This window comes from Bacillus sp. FSL M8-0063, assembly GCF_038005545.1.
Taxonomy (GTDB): Bacteria; Bacillota; Bacilli; order Bacillales; family Bacillaceae_G; genus Bacillus_A; species Bacillus_A wiedmannii.
In genome coordinates, this window is sequence record NZ_JBBOTJ010000003.1 from 161,045 (window position 1) to 175,710 (window position 14,666).

Consider the following 14,666-nt stretch of genomic DNA (forward strand, 5'->3'; position numbering starts at 1 on the left):
ACTTTAATCAAATAATCAATCTTTTTCATTTCAATAGGCTCCGCCAGTATTCGTGCGAAAGGTTATAGGGACACGGCACATCACTATCAAGTTAAAAAATAAAGAGAAATTTTCATCCTTATTAATCAATCATGAAAAATTACATTAAACAGCTTCCGTATCCCTTGTATTGTTTAGAAAGATCTATACAAATAAACTTAATAATAAAGTAAATCCTAATCCGGCTACAGAAACGATAGTCTCAAGTAAAGTCCATGTTGCAAATGTTTCTTTCATGCTTAAACCAAAGTACTCTTTAAACATCCAGAAACCAGCATCGTTTACGTGTGAAGCAATTAAACTACCAGCCCCTGTTGCAAGGACAACTAAAGCAAGGTTAACATCAGATTGACCTAACATCGGAATCACTAAACCGACAGTTGTTAATGCAGCAACCGTAGCAGACCCCAATGAAATACGTAAGATGGCAGCGATAATCCATGCGAGCAAGATCGGTGATAATGAAGTTCCTTTGAATAATTCGGCTACATAGTTACCAACGCCGCCATCAATTAATACTTGTTTGAAAGCTCCGCCTCCACCAATAATTAAGAGCATCATCCCAATATTTGAAATCGCTGTTGTACAAGATTCCATCACGCTTTTGATTGGAATATTTCTTGCCAATCCCATTGTATAGATCGCAACTAGTAAGGATATCAACATGGCTGTATCCGCATTCCCAATAAACTCGATTGCTGCTAGTAAACTATTATCTGTAAATCCCATTGTTTTTTGCAGCAAAATAATAATTGTAGCGATTGCCATTAAAAGAACAGGCAGTAAAGCGGTAAAAACGCTGATTCCAAAGCCAGGAGTTTCTTCAAGTTTAAATACTTTCTGCTCACCTAAAGATTTGATATTACCGGTTTTTGTGAATGCCTCAGGTACTAGTTTTTTTGCAAGTTTAGTAAATACAGGTCCAGCTAACACAACTGTTGGAATCGCTATCATAAAACCGTAAAGTAATACTTCACCGATGTTTGCATGCAATTCACCTGCGATAGCAGTTGGCCCTGGGTGTGGCGGTAAAAATCCGTGTGTTACAGATAAAGCTGCTGCCATCGAGATACCGAGATATAAGATAGAAACTTTTAATTCTCTTGAAATCGCAAATACAATCGGAATTAATAATACTAATCCTACTTCAAAAAATAATGCAATACCGATAATAAATGAGGCAGTCACAACAGCCCATTGAATGTTCTTTTCACCGAATTTTTTCACAAGGGTCATGGCAATGCGTTGTGCGCCCCCAGAATCTGAAAGCAACTTACCTAACATCGCACCAAGTCCAAAAACGAGTGCTAAATGCCCAAGTGTTCCGCCTAATCCTGCTTCAATGGTTTTAAAAATTTTTTCTGGTGGCATTCCAAGTGATAAAGCAACCCCGACCGATACAATGATTAATGAAATAAAGGTATTTAATTTAAAGCGCATAATCAGTAAAAGTAATGCTAAAATCCCAATTGCTACAATGACTAATGGCATCGTAGTTCCCCCCTAATCTTAGCTGTATTTGTATTTCTCCCGCTATTCGTGGGCAGTAAGGCCCCCACCTCGAGATTTAGATAGAATCGAGGCGTGGGGATCACTGATGAAAGTTTTACTTTATTAAATTTCTTTGATAATTTGCAATTCGTGTATAATCATCTTCTAGCGCCCTTGATAGGTTAATAAATATCGGCAGTAATTGTCTGTATTCTTTTGTTGCTTCTTCTTTCGGTGTATGTTTGTAGGTACTGCCAACCATTTCGGAAACGATTTCAAAAGAATCAATTTTTCCTGTGGCATAGAGACCTAAAATACATGCACCTAGACAAGAGCTTTCGTAACTCTTTGGAACAACGACTTCAGATGCGAAAATATCGGACATCATCTGTCGCCAAACGTCAGACCTTGCGAAGCCGCCTGTTGCTTGAATACGGGTTACAGGACCATCCATGCATTCGGTTAACGCTAAGAATACAGTGTACAAATTATATATAACGCCTTCTAAAGCTGCACGAATCATATGTTCCTTCTTATGTGACATCGTTAAACCGAAGAAGGAGCCACGTACATCTGGATTCCATAATGGTGCACGTTCACCTGCGAGGTATGGATGGAATAATAATCCGTCTGCACCAGGTCTCACGCGTTCAGCTATTTTAGTTAATACATCGTATGGATCAATTCCTAGTCTTTTCGCAGTTTCTACTTCTGATGAAGCAAGTTCATCACGAATCCAACGAAGGACCATTCCGCCATTGTTTACCGGTCCACCAATTACCCAATGCTTTTCAGTTAAGGCATAACAAAATATTCTTCCTTTTTTATCTGTTTGTGGCTTGTCAATGATGGTCCGAATAGCACCACTTGTCCCAATTGTGACAGCAATCTCACCTTTTCGAATTGCATTCACACCTAGATTAGAAAGCACCCCATCACTGGCACCAATGACAAACGGTGTTTGTGAATCGATACCAATCTTTTGGGCTAAATCTGGATTGCAGTTGCCAAATATTTGGGTGGTTGATACGAGTTCAGATAATTGAGCTGGTGTTATACCAGCAATTTTTAAAGCTTCCTCATCCCAATCTAGTGTTTTTAAGTTCATCATACCCATGCACGAGGCGATGGAATGATCAACAACATATTGATCAAAGAATTGTTTGAAGATATATTCTTTGATTCCAATATATTTTTTCGTTCTAATAGCAATTTCCGGATGATCATTCACAATCCATGTAATTTTACTTAATGGTGACATTGGGTGAATAGGTGTTCCTGTTCGTCTATAAACTTCATGGCCATTCAGTTCATCTTTGATTTTATGTGCCCATGCCTCACTACGATTATCTGCCCAAGTGATACAAGGTGTCAGCGGATGATCATTTTCATCCATAGCAATGACACTATGCATAGCACTGCTAAATGAAATAAACGATGGTTTTTTATCTGAATGCTGTTTCGTTATATTTGATATCGCTTGTAAAACAGCTTGGAAAATCTCTTCTGGATCTTGTTCCGCTGTGGATATATCTGGTGTGCGAAGTGGGTAACCAATATTCTCGGTTTGGATGACTTCGCCTTTTTCAGTAAATAAAACTGCTTTCGTACTTGTTGTACCGATATCCATACCTAACATATAGCTACTCATGTCCTTGCTCTACTCCTTTAGATAACATTTGTTGTGACATCCAGAGATCTTCAACTTTCCCTTGAACATCATCAAAGTTTTGATGTAAGGCCTCAATCATGAGGGCCCGATCTTTTGATTCGATTGCTTTTATATAAAGCTCATGATTTTTAATAACCCGTTCAAAGTCTTCGTACTTTTCCTTGAAACGATTACGCATTGATAAAAGGATTAAGCTTTCCATAACAGGCTTTAAATTATTCCAAATCATCAGGATGTAGGAATGCTCAATGGTTCGAATAATCGTTTCATGGAATAAGAGATCTTGATAAGAAAACTCATCAGCATCATTATACTTAATGGCGATTTTCATCATTTCCATTATTTTATTTAGTTCTCTTACTAAATCATTTGTGTCCATCTTTACAAGTCGCTCAAAGATAAACGTTTCTATAAGTAAACGAACATCATATATTTCTTCGATTTCTTTCTCGGTTAAACCAATGACAACTGCGCCCATTCTTTCTAAGCGAATAATATTTTCAGAAGCTAGTACTTTTAATGCTTCACGAACGGGTGACCGACTTACAGAAAAATCGGCAGCTAATTTATTTTCCGATATGATGGTACCGCTTTCAATTTCACCTGCAATTATGCGCATTCTCAGTTCGCTCGCAACACGATCACCTGTAGAAGCTTTTGAAAGCCATTTTTCAGGATAAAGAAATTCCATTGATTTCGTCATAAATTCACCTCGTGTTAATAAAGTATACTTGTATACAAGTATTATAACTCGGATTTTTAATTATGCAAGCGCTTTTATTGTTTACTTTGGTTCTTTTAGAGGAAAGCCCCATAATTATCAAGCTAACAAATCGAGTCGCCCCAAAAACTACTATTGTTGATGAAGAAGATTTAGGGAATGGAAAACTGAAGAATACGATATCCAAGGACTTACATCAACATATTTAGCACTCGGGTTTACAACTTTTTGAATCAAAAATATAGATGTAAAAATGTAACAGTAACTGAATTTGAGCATTAAAAGCTTTTAAAAATTGAAATTGTATTGTAAAGTAATGATTTTACAAATAGAAGCAGTTTTATATAATTAAAGACAAGTAAAGAGAATTTAAATGATCCACAATAGAACGAGTAAAAATCAACAATTATGCGGATTATTCAGATAACATTTCAACTTAAAGGTTATGTAGCCATCATATAGCTATGACGTTTCATAGTATTAGGATTTAAATTATATTGGTTATTAACATTGTTAGGAGGTACTTAAATATGGAGAAAGTATTAGTATTGTTCAGTGACGCCCTCCTACTTGCTGCTCCAATCTATGAAGAAAATAAGCAGTTATGGGCCAAATGGAAAAAATATTATAACGAAGTACAAGAGAATCACGATAAATTAGTAACATCAGCTAATATATCCCCTTCATTCTCAACACTTGTTTCTTGGTTGGGTCAGAAACAAGAACAAGGCATATCGTTGTTGAACATTTATGCGAATCTAGATAAATATAAAATTGAGATTCAAAATGTATTAGATAAAATCATTGAACAAGAGTTTGGAGAAAAGTTTGAAGTAGTTGAACCAACTCAAATTTCAAATCCTGAACATGTTCATATAAAAGAACATATAGCAGATATACCTGACGACTATTATCCTGTATCTAATGACGCAATGTACTATCAATTACGTGATGGAATAGCAAAAAATCAGTTTGAAGAAGATGAAGCAGTTGCAAAACATGTACTGCCATTAGAAACAAAGAATTCAAGCGGAGTTGCACAACTATCTTCACATAAGGATGAGGATTTGAGATTAGTGAATACAAACGAAGCAGAAAGATGGTCTATATTGGTTGATGGAGTAATTAGTAATATGGATGATCTTACAGCAGATTGCTTGGATACAATTACAATACAATGGTTGAATCAAGCTAAATCTCCAGATGAATTCATAGATTTTAGTTATGAGAATGTATTGGAATTATGTAATATGCCAAAAGCATCAGCAAACGGTGTAGAGTATTATCGTGCAGAAGATAAGATAAAGGTAGCACAACGTATTGCAGCGTTAGCAAGCATCTTTATTTATTTGAATGATGATAATGAAGTTGTAGTATTGAACGATCAAGCTGAAACTGGGGAACAATTTGAGGTAAAACGTGAAGTAATCAAAAGACTATTCGTACTGGACTCTGTAGTGTTATGGAGAGATAAGAATACTAATGAATATATGGGGATAGAATCCTGTAAGATTAAACCAGGTAGTTTCTTATCAGGCTATTTATATGGATCTAATAGTACAACTGCTTTATTATCGAAAAAAGCATTAGAGTATAATAGCTATAGACACAAGTTTCATAAACGTTTAATACGTTATTTATCCTGGCAGTGGCGAATCCGTCAACAATACAGTACTTTAAAAAGACCATACTCCATTGGTGGAGAAAAAGGGCTACTATCTGTAATGGGTATTACAACCACAAAGGGTCGCCCAACTCGAATTCGTGAACAACTAGAAAGTGTTTTAATTGATTTAGAAAAAGAAAAAGTAATTTCACATTGGGCGTATGCAGAGGAATTGGATGAAACAAAGATAGGAGAACGTAATTGGTTTAAGAATTACTATTCCAAATTAGGAATCATTATCTTACCACCAAAAGAATTGATGAATAATATAGATAGTATGGTAAAGAAAAAAGTAATAGGTATGCAAGAGAAGCAGGAGGACCATTATATTGCAGAGACAGTAAAACAAACTCCTGAAGGATCAGAAGATGTGATACGAGAAAAAATTATGTATCAGCATATGCATCAAAATAAAACAATGCGTGAGATAGCAGATGAAATAGGCTTATCCCCTGCTACACTATCAAGATTCTGTAATAACAAAATGAAGCGTATTTCAAAAAGTGTTAATGAAAAGCTAAACAAGTGGTATGAAAGACAAATGATTATAGAGTCTATGTAAAAAGAAGCAGCTACCTTTAACTGGAGAGGTACCTGCTTCTTTTTAGTTTGTTCATATTCTGCTTTTGCTTTGAAATAAACTTTGTTCACAATATGTTTCACTAATTATTCTTAAGAACGTCGTGTAACCTCTCAGCAAACTCTTTATAATGCACAGTGTTGTATCCCGTATGGTGTCCGGGAAACTCAGCAAACTCTGTTCCGAGTTGTTTTGCTAAGTTGACTGCGCAATGGTAAGGAAAAAATTCTTGTGAAACACTTCCGCCGGCTGGAAGTACTTGTATCAATACAGATTTTAATGGAGTCTTTAATGCATCGATATTTAAAGTATAGTTGAGAATTCCTGGGATTTCATACTCAGTGAAATACGTCGAATTATCGAGTAGCCGCTTTGTTAGTACATCTTTCGATAATCTGAAATTGGTATCATCAATATTTGACAATAACTTCATAACCTCACTTCGATGATTTTTCTTAAGGTCTTCCATGAATTTTATAGCTTGATTCAACTCATTTTCAGTTAAAAGTTGTAATAAAACTGGTTCGTGTGAGATTAGTAACTGTATCTGCTCAGGATGGCGTATGCACAGATCAAGTCCGATGACAGCGCCAGAACTACTTCCGAATACATAAGCTGGTTTATCGGTCAGATTGGCTAGCAGTCGGTGAGCGTCTTCACTATGTGTGTTCACATGATAATCCTCAGTCTTATTCGCGAGATTGCTACGGGAATGACCACGACGATCGTAAGTAACAACTGTATACCAATTAGCAAGATGGTCGGCGATACTATGGAACTTGCCGGCATCACCACCCCCACCATGGATCAAAAGAAGGATTGGACCTGAGCCACGCACCTCATAGTAGATGCTCGCTCCATGTACTTGCAATTTTCCGGTTTTTACTATACCCATTTGTACATTCTTCCTTTCTTCTGTCATCTCCCTTAACATTACATGATTGGCGAATGACATAAAATGCAGGAAATGACTAAGAAACAAATTCGCCATATGAAAAAGTAATTAGCATCATTTCACCGATGCTTCCTTTTTATTTAAAGTAGACAATTTTTGGTCGTTTCAATGGAGAGGTGATTTCATCAGCTATTTAATTAATAGTTCTACAGTTTTTAGATTCTACTTTAATAGAAACGTTGCTTTCATCAATCAGCTTTCTTGTTCTAGAGCGTGTACCCGTCTCTGATGAAAGGTTTAGGAATACATATTGTTTATCCTTTTCGCTATAAAAACACCTATTTAGATAGAACCATATCCTATGGAATAATACGGTATAACTGTATTCAAAACGGTACGACTTTATTTTAATTCCATATCTGCCTGTATTAATTCATAAACGTGCTAGTTTGCTCGGTGGATATCATGTGTACTATTGCACATAATAAGATTGGCAAATGTTAAAGTCAGGAGGGTTTGTATGCAACATAATAAAAAAGATATAGAAAAGTCTGATTCTATTATGAAACCAAATTTTGCAGAAACTGATCCGCAAAAAGTGAAACAAGAAATTCAAAATGATGTAAGAATAGGCCAAGGAGCAATGACTTCCCGAGAAGCAGGTGCGATGCGGGATTAAGAAACCACTCCTTACTGTTTTTTATTTAGTGAAAGTTTTAAACAGTAAGGAGATAATCCCTTATCTGCTTTTGTTTCTTAATAAATCGTTTTTACTTTCATATAAAGTGTAAAATGACAATAACGTTATTTAATTTTAATATCTAAAACACGTATAACCCCTTTCTGACTTTAAGAAGGGGTTAAAATAAAGTCTTTTAATTTTTGATGTGAAATACTTTACTACACTTAAAAATACAACAATAAAGTTGTTTAAATCTAAGTGTTATTGTACAAACGTGCTCTATTCTAAAATAGTCCTTTACTATTACCTCGTGAAACCCTTTTCACTTTTCTTGTTCTTTTCGTCTCCAGAGTAGTAGCAGAATTTCGAACAGTTGGGGTAAGCATAACATAATTCGAGATAGCTGCCACTGCATAAATAATCGCTATCCTCCACATTGCAACTTACCAAGCCTCGGTGAACTGTGAAGTTACGTTTTTCTAGTCGAACCCAGAACATCTAAATAATGCTGATTATACATAATCCCTAAGATGTTCCCAAAGGGATCGACCACGGAAGCAGTAATAAACCCCTCGCCGCGCTCTGTGGGTGCCTCGTATTCTTTCGCTCCCATAGACAGCAGATTCTTGAAAGTTGCTGTTACATTATCGACGTGCCAGTACACTACAGCACCGGCCGGTCCGGTCGCTGAACCATCGGGCGCATAGCGGCTATCAATCAGCCCCAGCTCGTGCTGGTAATCGCCAAGGCGAAACTCGGTATATCCTGGACGTTCGAAGTAAGGTTCGATGCCCAACAGCTCGGCGTACCACTTCTTTGCCGCTGCTAGGTCATCCGTCCAAAAACTGACTGTGGTTAATCCTCGTAATGTCTGTGTGTCACTCATAATCGATTTCCTCCTTAATGTTGAGTAGTACGTCCCGATGCTATACTACATAACAGCTTTTGAATTAACTTCGATTTACTTATGAATAGTCCTTTCTATTATTCAAGAAAATGACCCTTTAACCGAATAAAATGACTGACATTTTTGAACACCTTTATTGTAGATGTAACAATTTTATTTGTAATTAAACAATTGTATTATTATTTAACATAAAGTTTATTTCACGTAAGTATCCCCATTAGAAATAATCTATATTTTGTTTGACTTTTTTAAAAAGAAGTTTAACTTGCCGTGATATAAGGAATTCCAAGATTGTCTATTGTAGTTATCATTATTAATTAATATGTTATTATCAAGCTCCACTAATTTGTTCTTCAAATCATGAAAAGTGTTTATTAGATCACAATATTTGTAGTACTCCTGCTCTATTAGTTGAACCAAATACTTTTTAAAATAATTGAAGCAGCAATACATTTTCTCTATAGAAGAATTGACAAAATATCTTTCTACTCTTTCCGTAATTTCATGTTCTAGCTCATATATTTCTCCTGTAGGCTGGTAGATAGTAATTAGATTACCTGAGTCCATATTGCTACCAATAACAAGGTATCGTTTAAACTTCTTTAAACTTGCTAAAAACGCTTCTGTATATTCTTTATCCAATATCGATAAAGAAAAATCATTTTGTTTTGTCCATTCCACTACATCTAAAAGAAAACCATTTGAATATGTGTAAAATTCTACATTGAAACATTCGAATTCATTTCCTTTAATTTGATGATTAAGTAAAAAGTGCATACTATCCATGGGCAAATTTAATTTGGCTATTTCCAATGTCATTCCTCCAACCCTTAATATTTAATCCATTTTCTGCTTCTACACAAACTCAATTAAATTCTAGCATAAAGAAATGGTCTCCTTGGGGAAAGTTACATATGAAATAATAAAAAGGTATGAGTTTACGACCCACACCTTTTTACCAGTAGAAATATTCGTTATATGCTTAATGTATCAATCATGATCAATGTCACCCTCTATATATTGACTGAGTTTATTCTTAATTGCCGCACTTTCTGGAGTTACTTCTGCTACTTTACGATTGTGAAGACGAGAGCCACCTTCCATTTCATCTAAAGGTAATGTATTTTCATCATCTTGAGGAACAGTAGCAGCCATTTGTTGTAACCATTGCATTGTTAAGTTAGATGTTGTATTTTTACCATTGATTTCTGCAGTTCGTTGAATTTCCTGTTCCTGCTGATTATGGGTTACAGTCGATGTGTAAGCAGGTTCTCTATATTGTGGTGTATGCTTCGCCCTTGGCACTTCTATTGGAGTTTCAGTAATAACTGGTGCTTTGTTGTTAAGTTCAATAGGTTCTCTATGTTTACTTGTATCTGGTACATTTTCTTTTTGAACATTGATTACTTCATTAATTTTTGCGGATTTTGTTGTATTAGAAGTAGCAATTGATACTGTAGTGCTTTCCTTTTCTAGCTTAGGAACAGAATTTCTTGAGTAATCTTGTACAGATTGACTATTTGTTAACTCACCTTCATTGTCAGTATCATCTTCATTAGTATAAAAATCGTAAGTATCAGGATTTAACGTTTGTAACCAGCCTTCTATTGCAGTAGGTGCTGTTTTAGGTATACTCAATTCCTCAATTACAGTTTCTTCACTATCAACATCTGTATCTGTGACATAATCATCATATTTAATTTCCGTATTCAATGACTCTTCACGAATTTTTAACCAATAAGCAGCTGCTTCTGCATCAACTTGAATCTTAGCTGTTTTAAACTCAGAGGCAGGAACAAAGTTAGCATTTACTTGTATTCCTCCTTGAGGAGCATTATCTTTTACGATTTTAGCAGCGCACTGGAAGGCTTTTTGAATTAAGATATCATTTTCAGAAAGGATGGGTACCTCTAGTTTCGAATAAGAGTAGGATGTTCTACGTGTACTTTGTGTTTTCGTTTCAGCTGTTACCATATCAATTTCTTGATCACCTTCACGTGCTTCATAAATTGTTTTCGTACCCATTAGCTTACTAAACAATTTAGCATCTTCATTAGTAACATCACCATAAACAAGCTTATTACGAAATGTCCCTAATAGGATATCCATAAACCTTGGTCCATGTTCAATTGCTAATTGGCTAATTGTTTGTGCAATAACAATTAAAGGTGCTTTATATTTACGTGATTGAGCAGGAAAACTTTTAAATGCTTTATAAATGTAATCCGCAAACTCATCGACTAAAACCGGATGGTAAGGAGATACGTTAGGCTTACGACGGAAAACAGCGTTCTGTACGGCATATAAACACAATTTACCGAATACATCAGATAGATCAGAAAGTTCCCCTTTCGCTGTATTGACTAACAGAATACCTCCAAATTCCAAATGCTTCTCAAAATCGAAATCCGATGGACCACATAAAACACGACGGAGCAGAGGTTGAGCAGAAATATCATTTAATGTGTTTCGTAAACCGCGAACAAAGGTTTCTTGTTTATCAATAATCTTTGGTTGACCATAGTATTTCCCTTCAGTATGATAAACAACTTCCCCTCCCCCACGGCCACCAGAAATTTCAGGAACATAATTTAAATCAAACCATTCATCTACTTGTTTCATTATGCGGAAATGGTTTCGTTCATCCCTATCTGGAATAGATTCAATATCATTCGGAAGTCGTTCTTTTAATTTGAGATGCATCTCAAACACGAGATTAGCATCATTATACATATCAATTAAATGCTCAAATCTAGCTTCAAAGTTAGAATCATGGAGTTTTAACAAATAAATATGTTGTTTAAGATGAGAACGCTCAGATTGAATAAAGAACGGATTCCCTGCTCCATTATCAGAGAGACCCGTTAATACTGAACATAACATCTCAGCAACTTTATCGACTGGACCACGTACAAAATTTATTGAAGGGGTATCAGGATTTGTTGGGTCTAAATAGAAAATAACACTTTCGGGAATCTTGTGTGCCAATACCAAGTTATATACCTTTTCACAGAAGTCATTAGATGGCTCGATAACTGTAAGACCATTTATCTGTGTTCCTTTTACATCCTCTGAATGATAATCTTTTCTTGCATATAAGGTTTTAAAGTTATTAATCATTGAAGCCATATAGTCAAGAATTTGATTAGCAATTGGTAAACCAAGGGCAGCCGATTTACCTGTACCAATGTTACCGATGATCATTATATTAAGTGTTAAAGACTTGCCCTGTATTACTGCCATTTCCCGTGTAGCACTGTTAGGACCAAGAAAGATATCGGGTTCTGGCAATTTTGATGGATTTTTTTCAGTGAAAAATTTGTGTAATGAAGTAGCAAGTTTTCGTTGACGATTATCATTCAAAAAGGAAAGCATCCAACCAGGTATTTTAAATACGTATTCCCATTTTCCGAATTCATCTAAAAGCTCTTTTTTATGTTCATAAAAAATCTTAAAGAGCCATAAGAGTACGAGAGTAATAATAATTACAGGTATAGCAAATACAAGGTGCATGATATTACTAAAATTTGAAAGTATAGTATCCTCTAATCCTTTGTCATTTAGTGAAACTTCTCCAGCTTTCGAATGTAAGAATGGAATAAATATCTTAGCTAATGGAACACTAAACGCCCATAAGTACTGGGCAACTATACCAATTAACATCATCGAAAAAATAAACCATCTACGCTTTATCTCCTGATAGGTCTTAACCTTGGTTGATAGTTGCCAAGTATAAATTAAAATCCAAAAGCTAAAAAAGGTTTCAATGTAATAATTAGTTTCAAACGGATTACCGAAGATACTCAAAGTAGGTAATGGAGCCCCCATTTGTATTGACCAGAAAGAAGCGTATTTATAAATTCCTCTAAAAGCAAAATACCAAGCTAGCAGAAGTAGTAATGTCACAACATAGTAAGATGAGCGGGCTGCTAAACGATATTTCCAGCTTTTTGTAATGTCGATTGTAACTGTATATGAATTTTTTATGCTCTTTCCGGTTTTTGGATCCTCCCCATTACCTGGTGCATTATTGAGTTCAGCATTCTTTTGAACTGCATTCTCCAAATTCTTGTTTCACCCTCTCTTTTAACGAATAAAAAGCAGCGGTGAAATTAAGCAATTCAGCAGAAGTAGCCAATAATATATTCTCTGGCGCTATGGAATTGTGATACAGATCAGTAAAAATGGCTTGCTGCCCATGCTCTAATTCATCCGCTTCATATATCCCAAAATTTTAATTGGGTTTAGTGTTCGGTGTTGATTTTGCATGGCCAACAATCCTGATAATTGCTGTAATTTTAAGTGTGTGTTAACCTCCCCTACCTTAAGTATTGTTAATATACACAATATTTCTAAGTAATCTAAAGATTTTTTTTCTTCATTAGGTGCTTTTTTTCGTAATACCAAAATGTCTTCTGTTAGCTCAAGTAGTTTAGAATGCTGAATCCCTTTCGTTTGCATTTCGTTTTTATTAGATATCCACTCTACCGAATAAGGGAAAGAAGAATTTATGTTCAAACGTTCAGTGATTTTTTTGAACAGATGACTTTTGCTTAAACTATTAATTTCGCGAATTTCTTGAAGAATATTGTTTATTACAAGTTCTGATCCACCCATATTGCATACGTAAACATGTAGGTTATTCACTACCCTTAAACGTGGTATATTGCTGAAAGCCTTTTTTAAATTTGTTACACGTGTAGTTCTTTTTTTGTAAGTAGAAATTGTGTGATAGGAATCATCGATTACTGAAAATAACACGTAAAACCGTTTAGACGGATTAGAAGCAGCGATATCAAGATATTTTTTTAGTTTGTTTTCTAGAAATGGAATGTTTTCTGTTCCTGTATCAACTTCAATATTGATAATAAAATCGTTACATGTAAGAACCCAATCAGGAATGATTAATGGGTTGCCCTTTGAGTCTGGATAAAACTCTTTAGATGGACGAAATGAATAAACGAGTTGAGGTAAATCTTGTTGGAAGGAAACGAGTTGAAGTTCTGGCTGAAACATTTCGCGAAACTCTTCATCTTCGTATAAGAAGTAAACATCATTTGAATCGGAATACATTAGGTTGGATAAATGTAAGTTTTGCTTCACAATTGAGTTTAATGGAAAAAGATAATCGCCATTACCACCTACAATTGCACCGGTATGTTCATTTTGGGATTCTGCCTCAAGTAGATTTAGCACAAATTGTGTAATAGCTATATTGTGTTCATATTGCCTTTTGGTAACAAACGAGGTATTGCAATCAGTAATTAATTTTAAACGATGTAATATTTCCGCTCCCTTTGAAGCTATAGAAACGAAATCCAATGTAAAACCGCGCTTTTTTCTCACACTTATATTTTCTTTTTTTATTAATTTCATTTTTGCCCACTTTGTTAACTTGGATGAAAATGTAGTTCGACTTATAGGCTCTCCACTTATCAATTCATAAAATTTTCGTAATTGAATTTGAGATACTGTTCGTTGTTCATATAAAAATAAGACTGTAAAAATGTCAGAACGATTAAAATAAACTCCACGATCATTCTCTCCGACGATATATTTAACGGCATGATCAAATGATTTTTTCAATTTTAAACACTCCCTTGATATGGAAATAATATACGTAAATCTGCATAAAATCGGGTGTAATTGTCATGAAATGAAAGTATTTATGTTGGATAAATTAAGTAGTTCAGTACATAAAAATGATTAGTGTATATTTTAACTGAAATTTGCAAAAAAGTAACCCGTTATCCCTATGAACTCTTGGTTTAAAAATACGTATTATTTCGTCAGGTGTGAGTAATAAAATACAATGTTATCAAGTGAGAATTTGCTATCAGAGTTCGTCATATGTATTTCGACAGTAATAAGAGGACATATGACGAACTCTAATGATAAAAAATGGGTTCGTCATATGTATTCCGTCATATATGTTTAGAGTATCAAAAATAGATAAAATGTACAGTGAATATACTTTTGCATAGATGAAACTATGTATTAAATAGACTTGCAT

At 35.0% G+C, this 14,666-nt stretch carries 9 protein-coding genes and 1 pseudogene; 2 read left to right on the top strand and 8 right to left on the bottom strand.

Annotated elements, in window-relative coordinates; genetic code table 11:
* Positions 1-183: 183 nt before the first annotated feature.
* From gntP to gntR, 3 genes are all read right to left on the bottom strand, one after another.
* A complete protein-coding gene (gntP, locus tag MKX31_RS27285; protein ID WP_340981757.1) occupies positions 184-1,530 on the bottom strand; it encodes a gluconate permease GntP in 1,347 nt (448 codons plus the stop codon).
* 115 nt (positions 1,531-1,645) lie between these two features.
* Positions 1,646-3,181, bottom strand: coding sequence for a gluconokinase (gntK, locus tag MKX31_RS27290; RefSeq protein ID WP_340981758.1), 1,536 nt, complete (start codon positions 3,179-3,181; stop codon positions 1,646-1,648).
* Positions 3,174-3,905, bottom strand: coding sequence for a gluconate operon transcriptional repressor GntR (gntR, locus tag MKX31_RS27295; RefSeq protein ID WP_222655480.1), 732 nt, complete (start codon positions 3,903-3,905; stop codon positions 3,174-3,176). The genes gntK and gntR overlap by 8 nt, the downstream gene beginning before the upstream one ends.
* 548 nt (positions 3,906-4,453) lie before the next feature.
* Between gntR and MKX31_RS27300 the strand changes: the two genes are divergently transcribed.
* Positions 4,454-6,151, top strand: a complete 1,698-nt coding sequence (locus tag MKX31_RS27300) for a helix-turn-helix domain-containing protein (RefSeq protein WP_340981759.1) — start codon at positions 4,454-4,456, stop codon at positions 6,149-6,151.
* Between the two features lie 100 nt (positions 6,152-6,251).
* Here MKX31_RS27300 and MKX31_RS27305 read toward each other — a convergent pair whose 3' ends face one another.
* Positions 6,252-7,160 (bottom strand): alpha/beta fold hydrolase, encoded by a 909-nt coding sequence (locus MKX31_RS27305; protein ID WP_222655482.1) that lies wholly within the window; start codon positions 7,158-7,160, stop codon positions 6,252-6,254.
* Between the two features lie 424 nt (positions 7,161-7,584).
* Here MKX31_RS27305 and MKX31_RS27310 point away from each other — a divergent pair, with 424 nt between their 5' ends.
* Entirely contained in the window at positions 7,585-7,743 is a 159-nt protein-coding gene (locus tag MKX31_RS27310) for a hypothetical protein (RefSeq protein ID WP_179866052.1), read from the top strand.
* Positions 7,744-8,215: 472 nt separating this feature from the next.
* Here MKX31_RS27310 and MKX31_RS27315 read toward each other — a convergent pair whose 3' ends face one another.
* The 4 genes and pseudogenes from MKX31_RS27315 to MKX31_RS27330 all read right to left on the bottom strand — a co-directional run bounded on the left by MKX31_RS27315 (position 8,216) and on the right by MKX31_RS27330 (position 14,239).
* Positions 8,216-8,632 (bottom strand): VOC family protein, encoded by a 417-nt coding sequence (locus tag MKX31_RS27315; protein WP_001285713.1) that lies wholly within the window; start codon positions 8,630-8,632, stop codon positions 8,216-8,218.
* 249 nt (positions 8,633-8,881) lie between these two features.
* A complete protein-coding gene (locus MKX31_RS27320; protein ID WP_340981760.1) occupies positions 8,882-9,472 on the bottom strand; it encodes a hypothetical protein in 591 nt (196 codons plus the stop codon).
* A 171-nt stretch (positions 9,473-9,643) separates the two neighbouring features.
* Positions 9,644-12,718 (bottom strand): type IV secretory system conjugative DNA transfer family protein, encoded by a 3,075-nt coding sequence (locus MKX31_RS27325; RefSeq protein ID WP_340981761.1) that lies wholly within the window; start codon positions 12,716-12,718, stop codon positions 9,644-9,646.
* Positions 12,690-14,239: pseudogene (locus MKX31_RS27330) on the bottom strand (replication-relaxation family protein). Before MKX31_RS27330 ends, MKX31_RS27325 begins: the two are co-directional and overlap by 29 nt.
* Positions 14,240-14,666: the final 427 nt, after the last annotated feature.

What these genes read in the sequence shown, in the direction of transcription:
- MKX31_RS27315 (WP_001285713.1), bottom strand. Translation starts at nt 8,632, where the DNA reads ATGAGTGACACACAGACATTACGAGGATTAACCACAGTCAGTTTTTGG.
- MKX31_RS27310 (WP_179866052.1), top strand. Translation starts at nt 7,585, where the DNA reads ATGCAACATAATAAAAAAGATATAGAAAAGTCTGATTCTATTATGAAA.
- MKX31_RS27300 (WP_340981759.1), top strand. Translation starts at nt 4,454, where the DNA reads ATGGAGAAAGTATTAGTATTGTTCAGTGACGCCCTCCTACTTGCTGCT.
- gntP (WP_340981757.1), bottom strand. Translation starts at nt 1,530, where the DNA reads ATGCCATTAGTCATTGTAGCAATTGGGATTTTAGCATTACTTTTACTG.
- gntK (WP_340981758.1), bottom strand. Translation starts at nt 3,181, where the DNA reads ATGAGTAGCTATATGTTAGGTATGGATATCGGTACAACAAGTACGAAA.
- MKX31_RS27305 (WP_222655482.1), bottom strand. Translation starts at nt 7,160, where the DNA reads ATGGCGAATTTGTTTCTTAGTCATTTCCTGCATTTTATGTCATTCGCC.
- gntR (WP_222655480.1), bottom strand. Translation starts at nt 3,905, where the DNA reads ATGACGAAATCAATGGAATTTCTTTATCCTGAAAAATGGCTTTCAAAA.
- MKX31_RS27320 (WP_340981760.1), bottom strand. Translation starts at nt 9,472, where the DNA reads ATGACATTGGAAATAGCCAAATTAAATTTGCCCATGGATAGTATGCAC.